The organism is Microbacterium sp. NPDC058342 (genome assembly GCF_042723935.1).
GTDB lineage: Bacteria > Actinomycetota > Actinomycetes > Actinomycetales > Microbacteriaceae > Microbacterium.
Genome location: NZ_JBHXID010000003.1, coordinates 1 through 18967, shown reverse-complemented (window position 1 = coordinate 18967; position 18967 = coordinate 1). Strand labels below are relative to the sequence as shown.

Here is an 18967-nt window from a genome sequence, read left to right as displayed (position 1 = left end):
TCAGAGTCCCATCACGCGAAGGATGTCGATAGCAGGGTGTGGCAACGCGGTTCCGAGAAGCGTCTCGAACACGAAGCGACTCGCGAATGCGGCGACAACGGCGACGATGAGCGCGACCCACCAACGACGAGCACTGACCAGCGTCATGACGGCGAACAGCATGAGGGTCATGGTGAGCAGATAGCCAAGGAATGGCAGCGCGATGGCAGCCAGCACGAGGGCGACGACGACCGATGCGATACGGATGACACCTTGGCGATCGGGAAGCACGATATCGTCGTCCTCCTCGTCGATCCCGTCGACAACGAGGGCGCCAAGCGCGGTATCGGTGGGCGGATCGACACGCTTGTCCTCGAAGGTTCGAGTACCGATCTCCCCGCTGGACGATGCGAGCCCTTCCCTGCGACGCTCGCGCAGCTCGCCGAGGATCTGGAAACCCCAGAGCAACGAACCGAGCGCAATCGCGGCACCCGCCACGAGTGGGAAGAAGCCCGCGCCGACGCCAGTGGTATTCGTCAGGCCGAAGCCGAGCCCTGAGATGGCTACCGCGATGCCCCCGGCGAGGCTGACACCGACCACCCACCATTCCAGATACGTTCGCGACTTCGCTGCGGGCGAAGTCGACACATTCGACGTCATCGTCAAGCCGCCTCTCTGCGGATATGTTTACGCTTGCAAGCACACAAGCGAACTTGCGCACTTGCACAGGATTGCAGGATGCGCCACACTTGTCAACACGACCTGAAATGGGTGTCTCGAAGGAGAGAGAATGAGCTTCCGAGCTGTCGCAGCACGTAGCACCGCGTCCCTCAGCACTACAGAGCAGAAGGTGATCACGGTGCTACTGAGCGATGCCACGTCTGAACTGACGGCTGCGGAAATCGCTTCACGAGCCGGGACACATGAGTCCACCGTCGTCCGGTTAGCGAAGAAGCTCGGGTATCGCGGATACCCCGACTTGCGCAGGGACCTGCGCGTCGATGAATCTCAGCAGCGTCACGTCGCTCTCATGCGTTCGGACTCCGGCCCCGACCTTGCCTCCTTCATCGACGACGAGTTGGCGGGACTGTCACGAGTCTCTGACTTCGTTCACCAGCACGAACTGGATGCCGCTGCCCGAACCATCAGCGAGGCGAGCGTCGTGTACATCTTTGCGAACGGGGACTCGCGGTCTCTCCAGGAGCTGCTGGGCCGACGCCTTCGACGTGTGGGGATCGTCGTCGTCTCGCTGACACCGCAAGCCAAAGACCTCGCCGAGCGGTTCGTGCCGTTCGATTCCTCCAGCGTTCTCATCGGATTCGCGCTCCGGGAGACGCCTCGCATGCTCCCGGCGCTCATCGGCGAGGTGAGCCGGCGCGGAGGCAAGTCGCTGATTATCACGGACGTGCCCGGGGCGCAGATCCGCCCTGCCCCCGACCAACTCTTGGCCGCTGCTCGAAGCGCAGACAGCGAGTACCGAACGCTCTTCGTCCCCATGGCTATCAGCTACGGCCTTCAACTTGCGATCTACCATCTTGACCGCAATCGCTATCACGCTATCCGTGAGGACATCGACGGTCTCACGCGCATGTTGGGTGGCACCGACGAGATCCCGATCCGTTCGTGACCGCGCCTCGCTGGCGCCTTGCACTCAGCCTCCAGGCTTCGCTGTCGCAAGCGTCATGGGTCGGTGTGCGAATCATGGTCGGGTATCAGGCACTCGCCCTCCAGGCGGACCCGCTACTCCTCGCTGTTCTGGCAGCCTGCTTCGCGGTCCCTACGATTGTGGCCGCTCTACCTATCGGCCGAGTCAGCGACCGGATCGGCGGCAGTTCCGTCGCCACGTGCGGCCTCATCGTCGCTGGCACCGGGACTACGACGATTCTCCTCCTTCAGCCGACGGTCGCGACTTTGATCCTCGGCACTCTGGTCGTCGGACTCGGTCACCTATGCGTGATGGTCGGCCAGCAGACCTACGTCGCGCACGCCAGCCGCGGCGGTTCCCACGACAGCGGATTCGGCACCCTGGCCGCCGCCGCTTCGATTGGTCAGCTGATCGGCCCTTCGGCCGTCACCATCGGATCGACTCTGCACGGAGCGACACGGCCGGACGTCACCGTGGGTTTGGCTGTGTGCGTGGGATTCACACTCGCCGCCCTTCCTATGATCTTCGTGCTCCACAAGGGTGACGCCCACCGACGCGCGACCACGGCACCGCAGACAAGACCGCGCGTGAGGGAGGTGCTCAGAGCCCCAGAGCTATGGAAGGCGCTGACTGCGAGCGGAGCCGTCCTCGTCACTGTAGATCTGCTGTACACGTTTGTGCCCCTGTGGGCCGTCGACCGGAACATCCCGGCGTCTGCCGTCGGGCTCCTTCTTTCCCTACGCGCCCTCATCTCCGTGTTCAGCCGTCTCGGGCTCGGGCGTCTCGTGGGGCGGTTCGGTCGGAAGCCCTTGCTCGTCACGTCCATGCTCGTCGGCGTGGCGAGTCTCGTCGCGCTCCCCTTCTGCGGAACGTGGGGCGCCATCCCGGTAATGGTCGGGCTCGGCATCGCACTCGGAGTACCTCAACCGCTCACGATGGCATGGACGACTGCTATCACGCCGCCCACCGCGCACGGAGCGGCGTTAGGCCTGCGGCTGACGGCCAATCGCATCGCTCAAGTCGCGATTCCCCTCGGCGTGGGCGCCATCGCCGGGCCCCTCGGTCTCATCTCTGTGTTCTGGGCGAACGCCGTCGTTCTCGCTCTCGGAGCTGCAGTAGCGCTCTCGGCTCGCACCACCGAAAGGGGTGACGACGTATGAGTCGGTGTGGGTATCGCTTGCCCCGCCGCACCCGCGAACGCGGTTCGGACCGAGTCGACACGCCGCTCTCTCGGTCGTATGCCAAGCCCGATGCGATGCCGAGAAGACACATGCGGCACAGATTGACGGCCCTTGACCCCAGCTGCGGGCTCTCCGCCTGCAGCTGGTCGTGGAGATGAGCCATGGGCGGCAGGGACGACGCTCCGTGGCGAGTAGCGCCACTCCCTTTGAGGTGTGCCAGCTTCAATGTGGCGCGGCGCCACACTGCATGACGCCGCGCACTTCTCAGAAGTCCCAGTCGTCGTCTTCGGTGGCCTCGGCCTTGCCGATCACGTACGAGGAGCCCGATCCCGAGAAGAAGTCGTGGTTCTCGTCGGCGTTCGGTGAGAGGGCAGAGAGGATCGCCGGGTTCACGTTGGTGACCGTCGAGGGGAACATCGCCTCGTAGCCCAGGTTCATCAGGGCCTTGTTGGCGTTGTAGTGCAGGAACTTCTTGACGTCCTCGGTCAGGCCGACGCCGTCGTAGAGGTCCTGCGTGTACTGCACCTCGTTCTCGTAGAGCTCATAGAGCAGCGAGAAGGTGTAGTCCTTCAGCTCCTCACGGCGCTCCGCCGTCTCGGTCTCGAGCCCGCGCTGGTACTTGTAGCCGATGTAGTAGCCGTGCACGGCCTCATCACGGATGATCAGACGGATGAGATCGGCGGTGTTGGTCAGCTTCGCCTTCGACGACCAGTAGATCGGCAGGTAGAAGCCCGAGTAGAACAGGAACGACTCCAGCAGGGTGGAGGCGACCTTGCGCTTCAGCGGGTCGTCGCCGCGGTAGTAGTCGACGATGATCTGAGCCTTCTTCTGAAGGTTCTGATTCTCGACCGACCAGCGGAACGCCTCGTCGATCTCCTTCGTCGACGCGAGGGTCGAGAAGATCGAGGAGTAGCTCTTGGCGTGCACCGACTCCATGAAGGCGATGTTCGTGTACACCGCCTCTTCATGAGGGGTGATCGCGTCGGGGATCAGCGAGACCGCACCCACGGTGCCCTGAATCGTGTCGAGCAGAGTGAGCCCCGTGAAGACGCGCATCGTCAGCAGCTGCTCTTCGGGCGTCAGCGTGTTCCACGACTGCACGTCGTTCGACAGCGGCACCTTCTCGGGCAGCCAGAAGTTGTTCACCAGGCGGTTCCAGACCTCGAGGTCCTTGTCATCCTGGATGCGGTTCCAGTTGATCGCCTGCACGTGGTCGACCAGCGTGAGCTTCGGAGAGGGTGTCATCGTTCTTTTCCTGTTCTCAGATCCTGGCGCGTCACAGCATGCAGCTGACGCACTCCGTCATATCGGTGCCCTCGAGCGCGAGCTGACGCAGGCGGATGTAGTAGATCGTCTTGATGCCCTTGCGCCAGGCGTAAATCTGCGCCTTGTTGATGTCGCGCGTGGTGGCGGTGTCCTTGAAGAACAGTGTCAGCGACAGGCCCTGATCCACGTGCTGGGTGGCGGCGGCGTACGTGTCGATGACCTTCTCGTAGCCGATCTCGTACGCGTCCTGGTAGTAGTCCAGGTTCTCGTTCGTCATGAACGGCGCCGGGTAGTACACGCGGCCCAGCTTGCCCTCCTTGCGGATCTCCACCTTCGACGCGATCGGGTGGATCGACGACGTCGAGTTGTTGATGTACGAGATCGAGCCGGTGGGCGGCACCGCCTGCAGGTTCTGGTTGTAGATGCCGTGCTTCTGGATGCTCTCGCGCAGCTCGACCCAGTCCTGCTGGGTGGGGATGTGCTTGCCCGCGAAGAGCTCCTTGACCTTCTCGGTCGCCGGCACCCATGCCTGGTCGATGTACTTGTCGAAGAACGCACCCGATGCGTACGTCGAGTCCTCGAAGCCGTCGAAGGCTTCGCCGCGCTCGATGGCGAGCTTGTTCGAGGCGCGCAGCGCGTGGAACAGCACCGTGTAGAAGTAGATGTTCGTGAAGTCGACACCCTCCTCCGAGCCGTAGAACACGTGCTCGCGGGCCAGGTAGCCGTGCAGGTTCATCTGGCCGAGACCGATCGCGTGGGAGCGGTCGTTGCCGTCCTCGATCGAGCGCACGGAGCTGATGTGGCTCTGCGTGCTCACCGCGGTGAGCGCACGGATCGCGGTCTCGACGGTCTGGCCGAGGTCGTCGGCGTCCATGGCGAGGGCGATGTTCATCGAGCCGAGGTTGCAGGAGATGTCCTTGCCGATCCGGTCGTACGACAGGTCGTCGTTGTACGTGGTCGGCGTGTTCACCTGCAGGATCTCGCTGCAGAGGTTGGACATGTTGATGCGGCCCTTGATCGGGTTGGCCTTGTTCACCGTGTCCTCGAACATGATGTACGGGTAGCCCGACTCGAACTGGATCTCGGCGATGGTCTGGAAGAACTCGCGCGCGTTGATCTTGGTCTTCTTGATGCGCGCGTCGTCGACCATCTCGTAGTACTTCTCGGTGACGGAGATGTCACCGAACGGCACTCCGTACACCTTCTCGACGTCGTACGGCGAGAACAGGTACATGTCCTCGCCCTTCTTGGCGAGCTCGAAGGTGATGTCGGGCACGACGACGCCGAGCGAGAGCGTCTTGATGCGGATCTTCTCGTCGGCGTTCTCGCGCTTGGTGTCGAGGAAGCGCATGATGTCGGGGTGATGGGCCGAGAGGTACACCGCACCCGCACCCTGGCGCGCACCGAGCTGGTTGGCGTAGCTGAAGCTGTCTTCGAGCAGCTTCATGACGGGGATGATGCCCGAGGACTGGTTCTCGATCTGCTTGATCGGGGCGCCGGACTCGCGGATGTTGCTGAGCAGCAGAGCCACGCCGCCGCCGCGCTTACTGAGCTGCAGCGACGAGTTGATGCCGCGCGCGATGGACTCCATGTTGTCCTCGATGCGCAGCAGGAAGCAGCTGACGAGCTCTCCGCGCTGTGCCTTGCCCGCGTTGAGGAAGGTCGGTGTCGCCGGCTGGAAGCGGCCCGAGATGATCTCCTCGACGAGGTCGATCGCGACCTGCTCGTCGCCCTCGGCGAGGGCGAGAGCGGTCATCACGACCCGGTCCTCGAAGCGCTCGAGGTAGCGCTTGCCGTCGAACGTCTTCAGCGTGTAGCTCGTGTAGTACTTGAATGCGCCGAGGAAGGTCTCGAAGCGGAACTTCTTCGAGTAGGCGAGGTCGTTGAGCTTCTGGATGAAGTCGAACGAGTACTGCTCGATGACCGCACCCTCGTAGTACTCCTTCTCGACCAGGTAGTCCAGCCGCTCCTTGAGGGAGTGGAAGAACACGGTGTTCTGGTTCACGTGCTGCAGGAAGTACTCCCGGGCGGCGCGCTTGTCGGCGTCGAACTGGATCTTGCCGTTCGCGTCGTACAGATTCAGCATCGCGTTCAGCGCGTGATAGTCGAGCCCCTCGAACGCAGGGTTGACCTTGAACTGCACCTGCTCCGTCACTGCCTGCTCTTCAACTGCCGTGTCCACCATCGTTCCAATCCGTCGCTCACGCGATCGACATCATCCGGCGTGCCGAATACTTCGAGCCGGTACAAGTGCGGCACATGACACTTGCGGCTGACGATCTCACCGGCCAGGCAGAACGCCTCGCCGAAGTTGGTGTTCCCGGCCGAGATCACGCCTCGGATCAGGCTGCGGTTGTGCTCGTCGTTGAGGAACCGGATGACCTGCTTGGGAACGGCGCCCTTCTCCTCGCCGCGCCCCTGACCGCCCCCGTACGTCGGGGTGACGAGCACGAACGGCTCGTCGATGACGAGTGGCTCGTCAGTGCGGTGCAGGGGGATGCGGCGGGCGGGAAGCCCGAGTTTCTCGATGAAGCGTGCGGTGTTGCCGGACACGCTCGAGAAGTAGACCAGGAGCGGCGCGGCGGTCGCGACTGCGCTCATGGCCGGTCACCTCACGCCAGGCGGGATGCGAGTTCGTCGATCTTGTCGGGACGGAAGCCCGACCAGTGGTCCTCATCGGTGACGACGACCGGCGCCTGCATGTAGCCGAGCGCCTTGACCTGCTCGAGCGCCGAGGCGTCCTCGGAGAGATCGTGGATCTCGTACTCGATGCCCTTCGCATCGAGAGCGCGGTAGGTGGCGTTGCACTGCACGCACGAAGGCTTTGTGTAGACCGTGATCGACATGATTTCTGGCTTCTTCCCCTCGGATCTCAGGTGTTCCTCCGGCAGGCCCCCCGCCGGACTTCAATACTACATATGGGGACGGACATTGAGGGCGACCACTAGGGATAGTAGTTACATCCGTGTAGTTTTCCACCGCTCTCCCCATGTACAACACAGGTTGTCCACCATTCCTTCCACAGCCGCGGGCCCTGTCGGAAGCCCTCCGAAGCGCATGTTCTCGCGGCTCGCGCGACACCGAAGGCGATCCATCCACAGCCCGGACGCTACGCCGGGTCACCGACATCCGATTTCCTGTGGAGAAGACTCCTCGGCGTGTCGCGGCGTGTCGCCGCATCCGCCCCTCGCGCGCCCACGCAGGCCCCGGATAGTGTTCTCTGGTGGCGGGATATCGGGACCTTCTTCGCACGCCGGGGGTGGGGCGCATGATCGCCGCACAGCTGCTGGCGCGCTTCCCCAACGGGATGACCAGCCTCGCCATCCTGCTGCATGTCGAGCAGCAGACCGGATCTTACGGCGCGGCCGGGATCGTCCTCGCCGCAGCATCCGTCGGCCAGGCGATCGCGGGCCCCGTCACCAGCCGCTGGATGGGAGCCTGGGGCATGCGGCGGGTGCTCACCCTGACGCTCATCGTGTGCGTCGCGGCCGTGCTCTGCCTCGCCCTGCTGCCGCTGAACCTGCCCGGATACATGGTCTTCGCACTGCTCGCGGGGCTCTCCACCCCGCCGGTGCAGTCGGCGGTGCGCACCATCTACCCCAAGCTCGTCAACGCCGGCCAGCTCACCCCGCTGTTCTCACTCGACGCGTCCCTGCAGGAGATCATCTGGATCGTCGCGCCGGTCGTGATCACCATGGTCTCCACGCAGGCGGGCACCGTGCAGGGCCTGCAGCTGGTCGCCGTGATCCTCGTCGTCGGCGGCGCCTGGTTCATCCTCTCCCCCGAGGTCGGGCGGGTTCGCATCCCGCGCAGCCGGCGCGCCTTCGGACGGGTCGTGCTCAAGCCGCCGGTGCTGCTGGCCACCGTGATCGGCTTCCTGCTCATCGGCGCCTGCTCTGCCGTCGAGGTCGGCGTGGTCGCGACCTTCGGCCACGGCGGACTCGAAGCGGGTCTGGTGCTGGCCGTGTTCTCCGTGGGCAGCCTGGCCGGCGGGCTCGCATTCGGGCACATCCCGATCGGTCCGTGGGCGATGGCGCGCAGGCTGGTGATCGTCACGATCGGCCTGGCGCTCACCATGGTGTCGCTCGACATCTTCTGGATCGGCGGGACGCTGCTGCTGGCCGGCATCGGCATCGCCCCCGCGCTGGCCGTGCTCTTCGCGATCACGACGGCGAGCGTGAAGTTCAGCGAGACCGCCGAAGCCTTCGGCTGGGCGGGCACCGGCCAGCTCATCGGCGCCGCAGCGGGGTCGGCGGTGGCCGGCATCCTCATCGACGGCAGCGGCCCGACGGGCGCCTACCTGGCGGCGGCGCTGTTCGCTCTCGTCGGCCTGATCGTCTCCATCGTCTTCGTGCACGCGTTCCCCGATCTGCGCCACCGCGATCCGAGTCCGTACCCGGACACCGAGACTCTCTCCATCCCGACCATCCGGCCCTGAGACGTGCGGCATAGGCTGGCCCCGTGAGCACCTTCGACCCCGCAGCGCACCTTCCCGACGATCTGCTGGAGCGCATTCGCGAGCGCGCCGCCGTGCACGACCGTGAGAACACGTTCCCGCAGCAGGATCTCGACGACCTGCGGGATGCCGGCTACCTGGCGGTCCTCGTGCCCGTCGAGCTCGGTGGCGCCGGCCTGGGCCTCGAGCAGGCGGCGGTGCTCCAGCAGCGGCTCGCGACGGCCTCCCCTGCCACGGCCCTGGCGATCAACATGCACCTGGTCTGGACGGGTGTCGCCAAGGTCTTCTCCGATCGCGGAGTCCCCGGCCTGGAGTTCGTGCAGCGCGGAGCCGTGGACGGCGAGGTCTTCGCGTTCGGCATCAGCGAGGGGGGCAACGACCTCGTGCTGTTCGGCAGCGACACGGATGCCGCGCCCCGACCCGACGGCGGCTATGCGTTCACGGGCACGAAGATCTTCACCTCGCTCGCCCCGGTGTGGACGAAGCTCGGCCTGCACGGGCTCGACACCACGAGTGACGACGCCCCCCGGCTGGTCTTCGCATTCATCGAACGCACGGACGCCGTGGTGACGAGCGACGACTGGGACACCCTGGGGATGCGCGGCACGCAGAGTCGCACGACGCGTCTGAACGGCGCGATCGCGAAGCCCGAGCATGTGGTGCGCCGTATCGACCCCGGCCCGAATCCGGATCCGATCGTCTTCGGCATCTTCAGCGTGTTCGAGATCCTGCTCGCCTCGGTCTACACCGGCATCGCCCGGCGCGGACTCGACCTGGCCGTGAGCGCCGCGCGGACACGGCGTTCCAAGAAGTCCGGCGCGGCGTACAGCCAGGATCCCGACATCCGGTGGCGGATCGCCGAGATGGCCCTGGCGCACGACGCCCTGCCGCCCCAGATCGCGAGCCTGGCGCGGGACGTCGACGATCGGACCGACCACGGTGCGCGCTGGTTCACGCTGCTGTCCGGTGTGAAGCACCGCGCGGTCGTGATGGCGAAGCGTGTCATCGACGAGGCGATGCTCGTCGGAGGGGGCGGCTCGTACTTCAGCGGGAACGAACTGTCGCGCCTGTACCGCGACGTGCTCGCCGGACACTTCCATCCCTCGGATCCCGAGTCGGCGCACTCGACCGCCGCGAGCTTCTGGCTCGGCCCCGTCGAGAGCTGACCTCCGAGGTCACCTCCGGTCGAAGTCGAACGCCTTCAGGAGCTCGCCGACCGCCTGCTCGCGCTCGTCGCCCCCCTGGTCGAACATGTGCGTCACGTGCGTGCGCAGGTGGTTCTCCAGCAGCAGCCGGTTGAGTGACTCCAGCGAGCGCTGCACGGCACGCGACTGCGTGATGATGTCCATGCAGTACTCCTCGTTCTCGATCATCCGCGCGATGCCGCGCAGCTGACCCTCGAGGATGCTGGTGCGGTGCAGAGCGCGCTTCTTGATGTCTTCGATCACCCTTCGAGATTAGCCGTCCGTGAAAGGATGTCGGCATGTCGCGAATCCCGATGGCACTGCTGTCCCCGGCCGACCAGGAGCGGCTGCGCGGGCTGCGGCGGATGAAGGCGGTCGCCCTCGCCGCCCTCGTCTTCATGGCCGTGGTGTTCGTGATCGCCTTCTGGCTGGAGAGTCGGCATCCGTGGCTGGGCTACGTGCGCGCCGCCGCGGAGGGCGGGATGGTCGGCGCGCTGGCGGACTGGTTCGCGGTGACCGCGCTGTTCCGGCATCCGCTCGGCCTGCCGATCCCGCACACCGCGATCATCCCGAACCGCAAGGACGAGATCGGGCGCACGCTCGGCGAGTTCGTCGAGACGAACTTCCTCGCGGGCCCCGTCGTGCGCGACAAGCTCTCGCGCACCGCGCTGTCGCAGCGTCTCGGCGAGTGGCTGCGCGACCCCGTTCCGTCCTCGTCCGGGCGGACGCACGCCGAGCGCGTGGCCGCAGAGGGCGCGACGGCCGCATCCGCCGTGCTGCGCGCGCTCAGCGACGACGACGTGCAGAGCCTCATCGCCGACCTCGCGAGAGAGCATCTCATCACCCCGGACTGGGCGCCGGCGGCCGGGGGCTGGCTGGAGCGCATCGTCGAGGCGGATGCCCACCGCGGGGCAGTGGACCTCGCCGTGGACAGCATCGCGAACTGGCTCGACGGCAACGCCCACACCTTCACCGGGCTGGTGTCGAAGCGCCTGCCCGGGTGGGTGCCCCGCCTCGCACACCGCTTCGTCGACGAGACCGTCTACCACGAGGCCGTGCGCTTCGTGGCCGCCGTCCAGGCCGATCCGCGGCATCCGGCGCGACTCGCGCTGGACGGCTACCTGTCACGCCTCGCCAACGGCCTGCAGCACGAACCGGCCCTGCGCGATCGCTTCGAGGGCGCGAAGTCCGCGGTCTTCGACAGTCCTCGCGTGATCGCGCTGGCCGCCGAGGCGTGGAACACGGCCAAGAACGGCCTGCTCACGGCCCTGGCCGACGCCGACAGCGGACTGCGGCGCCGGGCGGCCTCGGCCCTGGCCGAGATCGGCGACCGGCTCGCCACGGAGCCCGCGCTGCAGGCGCGCATCGACGGCTGGGTGACGGATGCCGCCGTCTTCCTCGTGGACCGGTACCGGCACGACATCGCCTCGATCATCACCGACACGGTCGAGAAGTGGGACGCCGCCGAGACCACCGAGAAGATCGAGCTGATGGTCGGGCGCGACCTGCAGTACATCCGGCTGAACGGCACCGTCGTCGGCGCTCTGGCCGGGCTCGCGATCTTCGCCGTCGCCCACGCGGTGATCCCCGCGCTGCCGGTCTGATACGCGGTGACATCGCCGACGCCCGGGCGTCCGCGGGCGGGCTACCCCGCGAGCGCTTCGGCGATCGGCTGATCGCCGTCGTTGAACCGGATCGTCCGCCGGATGGTCGCCGGTTCGATGAGGCACTGCGCGATGACCAGCGCCGTGTTCGCGCGGGAGACCTCACCCGACCGGGCGGCCTGCGCGTCGATCCGGCCGGTTCCCTCACCGAGGGTGAGCGCGCTGGGGCCGAGCACGGTCCAGTCCAGCGGCGAGGCGCGCAGGTGCTCGTCCGCCGCGGCCTTCGCCTCCGCGTACGCGTGGAAGGAGTTCTCCGGCGGGACCCCGTGCTGCGGCGAGGCGTTGAAGTACGACACCATCACGTAGCGACGCACCCCGGCATCCGCCGCGGCATCCATCGATCGCACCGCCGCCTCGAAGTCCACCGCGTTCGTCCGCTCCGGCGCACCTCCGCCGGCGCCCGCCGACCAGACCACGGCGTCGTGCCCGGCGATGAGCGTCGCCAGGGACTCCCGACCCTCTCGCTCGATGTCGAACACCACCGGATTCCCGCCCGCGGCGCGGACGTCGTCGGCATGAGCAGGATTGCGGATCACGGCCGTGACCTCGTCGCCTCGGGCGGCGAGAATCGGCGCGAGCAGCAGCGCGACCTTGCCGTGGCCGCCGACGATCAGTACGCGAGTCATGCCTCCACGCTACCCCGCACCACGTCAGCCCACAGGGTACGCCGCCACCGGGGAGCTGACCACCCCCTGCCGGGCGGGCCCTATCGGAGCGCATGCTGGCACGAAACGACCGAGGAGGAATCGTCATGAGCATCGCCCCCACGGAAGGGTCTGCCACCGGCGTCTGCGACGTCTGCGGCAATACCTACGATCGCATGATCATGGTCACCAGCGGCACGACGGTGGGCACCTTCGACAGCTTCGAATGCGCGATTCACGCCATGGCACCGACCTGCGAGCACTGCGGATGCCGGGTCATCGGCCACGGCGTCGAGACCGAGGGCAGGATCTTCTGCTGCGCGAACTGCGCGCGTTCCGCCGGCGAGACCGAGCTCGTCGACCGCGCCTGAGCATCTGCGACTGCGGCGGTCGTCGGATCAGCGGCCCGCGAGGCCCGCGAGAAGCTCCAGCACGCACAGCGCGGCCAGGCGCACGGTCCGGGCGTCCTCGGCATCCGCCGTCGCATCGACCTCCGCGATGTCGGCGCTGACGACCCGTGGGTCGGTGGCGATCCCGCGCACGAGCGCACGCAGCTCCCAGGCGGCGAGCCCGCCAGGGACGCTGGCCGGGCACCCGGGGGCGACGGCGCGGTCGACGACGTCGACGTCGACGTCGAGATGGATGCGCGACTCCGCGCCCGCGACCCGCACCGCCTCGCCGACGACGTCCGCGAGGTCGCGGCCGCGCACCTCGTCGAGCGTGATCACGCGGATGCCCCACTCGGCAGCCCGTCGCGCGTAAGCCGCCGAGTTCGCGAAGTCCGCGATTCCGATCTGGACGATCCGCCGCGGATCGATCTGCTCAGCGTCGGGCGCGTCCTGCACCAGTCGCCGCACCGGCGAACCGTTGGAGACGCCGTCGCGGAGGTCGAAGTGGGCGTCGATCGTGATCAGCCCGGTGGCGCCGGATCCGCGCGCCACGGGGTAGGTCAGCGAGTTGTCGCCGCCGAGTGCGATGACGAGACGCGCGTCCTCCGACAGTCCGCGCACGCGATCGACCGTGCGCTGCACGCCCTCGTCGCCGTCCGGCTCGTGCACGTCGCCCGCGTCCACGATGCGCAGGGCCTCGTTCAGGTCGAGCGCGGGCGGCCCCATCAGGGTCGCGCTGTACCGGCGCAGCGCCTCTCGGATCGCCGCGGGCGTGGCATGCGCGCCGGTCGACGACAGCGACGTGCGCCAGGTCGGCACCCCGAGGATCGCGGCGTCAACCCGCTCCCCCGCGGCGGAGACGGGCCACGACCCGGCCCTCGGCCACAGTTCGTCATGCGACAGTGCCACGCTGCTCCTTCCGCCAGGCGGTGACGCCGTCCTTCCAGACCCGCTTCACGAGGGGAACCCCCGGCCGGTACGCCAGGTGCACCCGGGTGGGCGCGTCCAGCAGAACCAGATCGGCGCGCGTGCCCGGGGCGATGACTCCGACGTCGTCCCGCTGCAGGGCTGCGGCGCCCCCGGCAGTCGCCGCCCGGATCGCCTCGGCCGGAGTCATGCCCATGTCGCGCACCGCGACCGCTATGCAGAACGGCATCGACGAGGTGAAGCTGGAGCCCGGGTTGGTGTCGCAGGCGAGCGCGACGGTCACACCGGCATCGATGAGCCGGCGCGCGTCGGGATACGGCTGACGCGTGGAGAACTCCACCCCGGGGAGCAGGGTCAGCACGGTGTCCGATGCGGCGAGCGCTGCGATGTCGGCGTCGGTCAGGTAGGTGCCGTGATCGACCGATGCCGCGCCGACCTCGACCGCGAGCCGCACCCCGTCGCCGGGCCCGAGCTGGCTGGCGTGCACGCGCGGCTTCAGCCCGCGCGCGATGCCGGCTTCGAGCACACGTCGCGATTGCGGCACGGTGAAGGCACCGGTCTCGCAGAACACGTCGATCCATCTCGCATGCGGCGCGCAGGCGTCGAGCATCTCGCCGATCACCAGATCGACGTACGCGTCGGCGCGGTCGGAGTACTCCGGCGGCACGACGTGCGCACCGAGGAAGGTGACCTCATCGGTGACCTCCGCGGCGAGGCGCACCAGACGCTCCTCGGTCGCGACGTCGAGCCCGTAGCCGCTCTTGATCTCGACGGTCGTGGTGCCCTGGGCGAGCATCTCGTCCCGCAGGCCGCGAACGCGCGCACGCAGCTCGTCGTCGCTCGCGCCGCGGGTCGCGGCGACGGTGGAGCGGATGCCACCGGCGGCGTACTTCTGCCCGGCCATGCGCGCCTCGAACTCGGCCGCGCGGTCGCCGCCGAAGACGAGGTGGCTGTGACTGTCGACGAAGCCCGGGATCACGGCGTGGCCGCCGGCGTCGACCACTTCGTCCACGTGGACGGGCGCATCCCCCGAGGCACCCGTCCACGCGATCCGGTCGCCCTCGATCAGCACCGCCGCGTCGTGCAGGGTGCCGAAGGTGTCGTGCGGGGAGACGACGTTGGTCGTCAGCTCCCCGATGTTCGTGATGAGCACGGTGCTCACAGCATCGGCACCTTGAGTCCGCGCTCGCGAGCGATGTCGCGGGCGTGCTCGTAACCGGCGTCCACGTGCCGCATCACGCCGGTGCCCGGGTCGTTGGTGAGCACGCGCTCGAGCTTCTGCGCGGCGAGCTCCGACCCGTCGGCGACGGTCACCTGGCCGGAGTGGATGCTGCGACCGATCCCGACGCCGCCGCCGTGGTGCAGGGAGACCCAGCTCGCGCCGGAGGCGGTGTTCAGCAGAGCGTTCAGCAGCGGCCAGTCGGCGATCGCGTCCGACCCGTCCTTCATTCCCTCGGTCTCACGGTACGGCGAGGCCACGGATCCGGAGTCCAGGTGGTCGCGGCCGATCACGATCGGCGCCTTCAGCTCGCCCGAGGCCACCATCTCGTTGAACTTCAGCCCGGCCAGATGGCGTTCCTTGTAGCCGAGCCAGCAGATCCGTGCCGGCAGGCCCTCGAAATGGACGGTCGAGCCGGCCTTGTCGAGCCAGCGGTGCAGCGCCTTGTCCTCGGGGAAGAGCTCGGCGATCGCGCGGTCGGTCCTGTAGATGTCCTCCGGGTCTCCCGAGAGCGCTGCCCAGCGGAACGGTCCGCGGCCCTCTTCGAACTGGGGGCGGATGTACGCCGGCACGAAGCCGGGGAACTCGAAGGCGCGGTCGAACCCGCCCAGCTGTGCCTCGGCGCGGATGGAGTTGCCGTAGTCGAAGACGGCGGCACCGGCGTCCTGGAAGGCGACCATGGCCGCGACATGCGCGGCCATGGCCTCTCGCGAGCGGCGGGTGAACTCCTCGGGGTCGCGCTCGGCCTCGGCCTTCCAGTCCTCGACGGCGATGTCGACGGGCAGGTAGGCGAGCGGGTCGTGCGCGCTGGTCTGGTCGGTGACGACGTCGATCGTCAGGAGTCCGGCGTCCTGACGGCGCTTGAGTTCGGGGAACACCTCGGCGGCATTGCCGACGACGCCCACGGAGAGCGCCTCTCCGGCTCCCTTGGCGGCCACGACGCGGGCGACCGCCGCGTCGAGGTCGGTCGTGTACTCGTCGAGGTAGCCGTGCTCCACGCGACGAGACAGGCGCGACTCATCGACGTCGACGATCAGCACGACGCCGTCGTTGAGGGTGACGGCCAGCGGCTGCGCGCCGCCCATGCCGCCGGCGCCGCCGGTCAGGGTGAGTGTGCCCTTCAGGGACTCCTTGCCCAGCGAGCGCGCCACAGCGGCGAAGGTCTCGTAGGTGCCCTGCAGAATGCCCTGGGTGCCGATGTAGATCCAGGAGCCGGCGGTCATCTGTCCGTACATGGTGAGACCCAGCGACTCGAGGCGGCGGAACTCGGGCCAGTTGGCCCAGTCGCCGACGAGGTTCGAGTTGGCGATGAGCACGCGCGGCGCCCACTCGTGCGTTCGGAAGACACCGACCGGCTTGCCGGACTGCACCAGCAGCGTCTCGTCCGGTTCAAGCTCGTCGAGGGTGCGCACGATCGCGTCGTACGCCTCCCAGCTGCGCGCGGCACGTCCGGTGCCGCCGTAGACGACGAGATCCTCGGGGTGCTCGGCGACCTCGGGATCGAGGTTGTTCATCAGCATCCGCTTGGCGGCCTCGGCGCCCCAGCTCTTCGCGGTGCGCTCGTTGCCGCGCGCGGCGCGGACGGTTCGGGTGTCGGTGTCAGACATGCGCGTGCTCCTTGGCGGTGCGGAGGACCGCTCCCGAGCGCACGAGCTCGGTGACGGCCTCCATGTCGGGTGAGAGGAAGTGATCGGGTCCGGGGCCGTCGGCGACGGTGCGAACGAGGTCGCGCACCGCGCCGGTCGCAGGGCCCGCCTCCAGCGGCGCGCGCAGGTCGAGTGCACGCGCGCCGGTGAGGATCTCGATGGCCAGCACTCGGGTGAGGCCGTCGATGGCGCGACGCAGCTTGCGGGCCGCGGCCCAGCCCATCGAGACGTGGTCTTCCTGCATGGCCGAGGACGGGATCGAGTCGACGGATGCCGGGGCGGCCAGCCGCTTGAGCTCGGAGACGATGCCGGCGGCGGCGTACTGCGCGATCATGAGTCCGGAGTCCACGCCGACCTCGTGCGCGAGGAACGGCGGCAGACCGTGGCTGCGCGCCGGATCCAGGGCGCGGTCGGTGCGCCGCTCGGAGACGGAGGCGACGTCGGCGACCGAGATCGCGAGGAAGTCCAGGACGGCGGCGACCGGGGCTCCGTGGAAGTTGCCGTTGGACTCGATGCGCCCGTCGCCGGTGACGACGGGGTTGTCGATGACCGATGCCAGCTCGCGCTCGGCGATCAGCGCGGCGTGCGCCATGGTGTCGCGCGCGGTGCCGTGCACCTGCGGCGAGCAGCGCAGCGAGTATGCGTCCTGCACCCGCCCGTCCTCCGGCCCCTTGTGGCTGGCGACCATGGGCGAGTCGCCCAGGAAGGCGCGCAGATTCGCGGCGGATGCCGCCTGCCCGAGCTGCGGGCGCAGCGCCATGAGATCGGCGGCGAACACTGCGTCGGTGCCCAGCTGCGATTCGATCGACATGGCGGCGGCGAGATCTGCGGTGCTGACGAGCTGCTCGAGGTCGTGGAGTGCGAGCACCAGCATCCCGAGCATCCCGTCGGTGCCGTTGATGAGAGCCAGCCCCTCCTTCTCCTCGAGGACGAGCGGCGCGATGCCGGCGGCGGCGAGTGCGTCGGCCGCGGGCATCGGAGCCGATGGCTCGCCCTCGGCGCGCGCAACGCGCACCTCCCCCTCGCCCATGGCTGCGAGGGCGACGTGCGACAGCGGCGCGAGATCTCCGGAACAGCCCAGCGAGCCGTACTCGCGGACCACGGGGGTGATTCCGGCGTTCAGCATGGCGATGTACGTGTCGACCACGACAGGGCGCACACCCGTGTGACCGGATGCCAGAGTCTGAAGACGCAGCAGCTGCAGCGCCCGCACGACCTCGGTCTCCACCTCGGCGCCGGTGCCCGCGGCGTGCGATCGGATCAGGCTGAGCTGCAGCTGCCGACGCCGTTCGGGCGCGATGAACGTCGTCGCGAGCGCACCGAAACCGGTGGAGACGCCGTAGTGCGGATTCGGATCGGCCGCGAGGCCCTCGATCACGGCACGAGCGGCCGCGACTCGCTCGCGCGCCGAGTCGGCGATCTCGACCTCCGCGAAGTGCCGCGCGACCGCGACGACGTCGGCCGGCGAGACGGGCACTGCGCCCACGGTGACAGAAGACGAATGCTGCATGCTCTGATTCCACACCGTGCCGCCGCCCTGCGACAGCCGTGGTGGCAGACTGTGTCTGTGATACCAGACGATGTGCACGCCGGCGGGGATGCACCACGCCGCACCTCCGCGGATACCGGAGCGGCGCGTCCCCAGGTGCCGGCAGCGGATCAGACCCTGCGGATCCTGCGCCATCTCGCGCGCCGTCCGGCGCCGATCGCGGCGTCGGCGCTGGCGCGGGATCTCGGCATCCCGCGTTCCACCGTCTACCACCTGCTGGCGACACTCGAGGTGCACGGTTTCGTGGTGCACCTCGCCCAGGAGCGCCGCTGGGGGCTGGGGACCAGCGCCTTCGAGCTGGCAGGTGGGTACGCCAGGCAGGAGCCGCTGGCCCGGCTGGGGCGCCCCCTCATCGCCGCTGTCGCGGACCGTATCGGCGAGAGTGCGCATCTCGCGGTGATGAGCGGGCGCGACGTGCTGTACATCGTCGAGGAGCGTGCGGCGCGCCGGCCGGCGCTGATCACCGACGTCGGCGTCCGCCTGCCCGCGCATCTCACCGCCACCGGGCGTGCGATGCTGGCCGCGCTTCCCGGCAGCCAGGTGCGAGCGCTGTACCCGGATCGTGCAGCCTTCACCGACCGTACGGGCCGCGGTCCGACCCGGCCGTCCGAGTTGCGCGAGGTGCTGCGGGCAGTCCGCGCGGCCGGCGTCGCCACGGAGGACGGGGAGGTCACGCAGGGCTTCCGCTCCGTCGCGGCGGTGGTGCGCGATCACGCGGGCTGGCCCGCGGCGGCCATCGCGGTGACGTGGCAGGAAGAGCGGGCGATGACCGACCCGACGGATGCGGTCGTGGAGGCGGCACGGATGCTGCAGAGCCGCCTCGGCTACGACCGGGCTTGAGCCCGGCCGTAGCCTGTTGATCAGCCGGTCGCGCCCTTGCGGGTCTTGATGAATGTCTCCGGTTCGCGCTTCGCGCGCTTCTCGGCCCTCTTCTCCTTGATCGAGAGCTTCGGGACCTTCTTGTTCGCACGCGACTGCGGTGTCTTTCCGGCCATGTGACTCGCTTCCCCTCTTTCGGCTGGCGGGTTGGTGACCTCTGACCATAGCCCGGACCCGGGGGAAGTCAAATCGGGGGCGCGTTAACGCAAAAGAGCCACCCAGCGATGGGTGGCTCTTTCACAGAAGAAGTCCGGCGGTGTCCTACTCTCCCACAGGGTCCCCCCTGCAGTACCATCGGCGCTGTGAGGCTTAGCTTCCGGGTTCGGAATGTGACCGGGC

The 18967-nt window shown here is 68.1% G+C and carries 19 protein-coding genes and 1 rRNA gene; 7 read left to right on the top strand and 13 right to left on the bottom strand.

Annotated features, from left to right (window positions below):
• The gene (locus tag ACFWHT_RS13890; RefSeq protein ID WP_378829555.1) at window positions 1-639 is read right to left on the bottom strand and encodes a tripartite tricarboxylate transporter TctB family protein; all 639 of its coding nucleotides are present in this window, start codon (window positions 637-639) and stop codon (window positions 1-3) included.
• A 130-nt stretch (window positions 640-769) separates the two neighbouring features.
• Here ACFWHT_RS13890 and ACFWHT_RS13885 point away from each other — a divergent pair, with 130 nt between their 5' ends.
• Complete coding sequence (locus tag ACFWHT_RS13885; RefSeq protein WP_378829553.1) at window positions 770-1606, top strand: MurR/RpiR family transcriptional regulator; 837 nt, start codon at window positions 770-772, stop codon at window positions 1604-1606.
• On the top strand, window positions 1603-2784 hold the full coding sequence (locus tag ACFWHT_RS13880) for an MFS transporter (RefSeq protein ID WP_378829552.1): 1182 nt from the start codon (window positions 1603-1605) through the stop codon (window positions 2782-2784). Before ACFWHT_RS13885 ends, ACFWHT_RS13880 begins: the two co-directional genes overlap by 4 nt.
• Window positions 2785-3069: 285 nt before the next feature.
• On the opposite strand, the gene nrdF is transcribed toward ACFWHT_RS13880, so the two are convergent.
• Genes nrdF through nrdH form a run of 4 tightly spaced genes read right to left on the bottom strand, consistent with a single transcriptional unit; the run spans window position 3070 to window position 6917 of the window.
• Complete coding sequence (gene nrdF, locus ACFWHT_RS13875) at window positions 3070-4050, bottom strand: class 1b ribonucleoside-diphosphate reductase subunit beta (RefSeq protein WP_378829550.1); 981 nt, start codon at window positions 4048-4050, stop codon at window positions 3070-3072.
• Window positions 4051-4081: 31 nt separating this feature from the next.
• Complete coding sequence (gene nrdE / locus ACFWHT_RS13870; RefSeq protein WP_378829547.1) at window positions 4082-6256, bottom strand: class 1b ribonucleoside-diphosphate reductase subunit alpha; 2175 nt, start codon at window positions 6254-6256, stop codon at window positions 4082-4084.
• Window positions 6223-6672: a class Ib ribonucleoside-diphosphate reductase assembly flavoprotein NrdI gene (gene nrdI, locus ACFWHT_RS13865; RefSeq protein ID WP_378829545.1), complete on the bottom strand. Its 450-nt coding sequence runs from the start codon at window positions 6670-6672 to the stop codon at window positions 6223-6225. Before nrdI ends, nrdE begins: the two co-directional genes overlap by 34 nt.
• An 11-nt stretch (window positions 6673-6683) precedes the next feature.
• On the bottom strand, window positions 6684-6917 hold the full coding sequence (gene nrdH, locus ACFWHT_RS13860) for a glutaredoxin-like protein NrdH (protein WP_378829543.1): 234 nt from the start codon (window positions 6915-6917) through the stop codon (window positions 6684-6686).
• Window positions 6918-7339: 422 nt separating this feature from the next.
• On the opposite strand from nrdH, the gene ACFWHT_RS13855 reads away from it, so the two are divergent.
• Both ACFWHT_RS13855 and ACFWHT_RS13850 read left to right on the top strand, forming a co-directional pair.
• Entirely contained in the window at window positions 7340-8509 is a 1170-nt protein-coding gene (locus tag ACFWHT_RS13855) for an MFS transporter (RefSeq protein WP_378829541.1), read from the top strand.
• Window positions 8510-8532: 23 nt separating this feature from the next.
• Window positions 8533-9693, top strand: a complete 1161-nt coding sequence (locus ACFWHT_RS13850; protein WP_378829539.1) for an acyl-CoA dehydrogenase family protein — start codon at window positions 8533-8535, stop codon at window positions 9691-9693.
• A gap of 9 nt (window positions 9694-9702) precedes the next feature.
• Here the strand turns inward: ACFWHT_RS13850 and ACFWHT_RS13845 are convergent, their stop codons facing one another.
• Window positions 9703-9975: a metal-sensitive transcriptional regulator gene (locus ACFWHT_RS13845; RefSeq protein ID WP_378829537.1), complete on the bottom strand. Its 273-nt coding sequence runs from the start codon at window positions 9973-9975 to the stop codon at window positions 9703-9705.
• 35 nt (window positions 9976-10010) lie between these two features.
• On the opposite strand from ACFWHT_RS13845, the gene ACFWHT_RS13840 reads away from it, so the two are divergent.
• Entirely contained in the window at window positions 10011-11315 is a 1305-nt protein-coding gene (locus ACFWHT_RS13840; RefSeq protein ID WP_378829534.1) for a DUF445 domain-containing protein, read from the top strand.
• 41 nt (window positions 11316-11356) lie between these two features.
• On the opposite strand, the gene ACFWHT_RS13835 is transcribed toward ACFWHT_RS13840, so the two are convergent.
• On the bottom strand, window positions 11357-12001 hold the full coding sequence (locus ACFWHT_RS13835; protein WP_378829532.1) for an SDR family oxidoreductase: 645 nt from the start codon (window positions 11999-12001) through the stop codon (window positions 11357-11359).
• A gap of 125 nt (window positions 12002-12126) precedes the next feature.
• Here ACFWHT_RS13835 and ACFWHT_RS13830 point away from each other — a divergent pair, with 125 nt between their 5' ends.
• Entirely contained in the window at window positions 12127-12390 is a 264-nt protein-coding gene (locus ACFWHT_RS13830) for a hypothetical protein (RefSeq protein ID WP_378829530.1), read from the top strand.
• A 27-nt stretch (window positions 12391-12417) separates the two neighbouring features.
• On the opposite strand, the gene ACFWHT_RS13825 is transcribed toward ACFWHT_RS13830, so the two are convergent.
• The 4 genes from ACFWHT_RS13825 to hutH are packed head-to-tail and all read right to left on the bottom strand — an operon-like array spanning window position 12418 to window position 17710.
• Entirely contained in the window at window positions 12418-13317 is a 900-nt protein-coding gene (locus ACFWHT_RS13825; RefSeq protein WP_378829528.1) for an arginase family protein, read from the bottom strand.
• On the bottom strand, window positions 13301-14497 hold the full coding sequence (gene hutI / locus ACFWHT_RS13820; protein ID WP_378829526.1) for an imidazolonepropionase: 1197 nt from the start codon (window positions 14495-14497) through the stop codon (window positions 13301-13303). Before hutI ends, ACFWHT_RS13825 begins: the two co-directional genes overlap by 17 nt.
• Window positions 14494-16161 (bottom strand): urocanate hydratase, encoded by a 1668-nt coding sequence (gene hutU / locus ACFWHT_RS13815; RefSeq protein WP_378829524.1) that lies wholly within the window; start codon window positions 16159-16161, stop codon window positions 14494-14496. The genes hutI and hutU overlap by 4 nt, the downstream gene beginning before the upstream one ends.
• Window positions 16154-17710 carry a histidine ammonia-lyase gene (gene hutH, locus ACFWHT_RS13810; protein ID WP_378829522.1) on the bottom strand — a complete coding sequence of 519 codons (1557 nt, stop codon included), beginning with the start codon at window positions 17708-17710 and terminating at the stop codon, window positions 16154-16156. The genes hutU and hutH overlap by 8 nt, the downstream gene beginning before the upstream one ends.
• 51 nt (window positions 17711-17761) lie before the next feature.
• On the opposite strand from hutH, the gene ACFWHT_RS13805 reads away from it, so the two are divergent.
• Entirely contained in the window at window positions 17762-18589 is an 828-nt protein-coding gene (locus tag ACFWHT_RS13805; RefSeq protein WP_378829519.1) for an IclR family transcriptional regulator, read from the top strand.
• Between the two features lie 20 nt (window positions 18590-18609).
• Here ACFWHT_RS13805 and ACFWHT_RS13800 read toward each other — a convergent pair whose 3' ends face one another.
• Window positions 18610-18744, bottom strand: a complete 135-nt coding sequence (locus tag ACFWHT_RS13800; protein ID WP_378829518.1) for a hypothetical protein — start codon at window positions 18742-18744, stop codon at window positions 18610-18612.
• 132 nt (window positions 18745-18876) lie between these two features.
• Window positions 18877-18967: ribosomal RNA gene (rrf, locus tag ACFWHT_RS13795) — 5S ribosomal RNA — on the bottom strand; the annotation flags it as partial.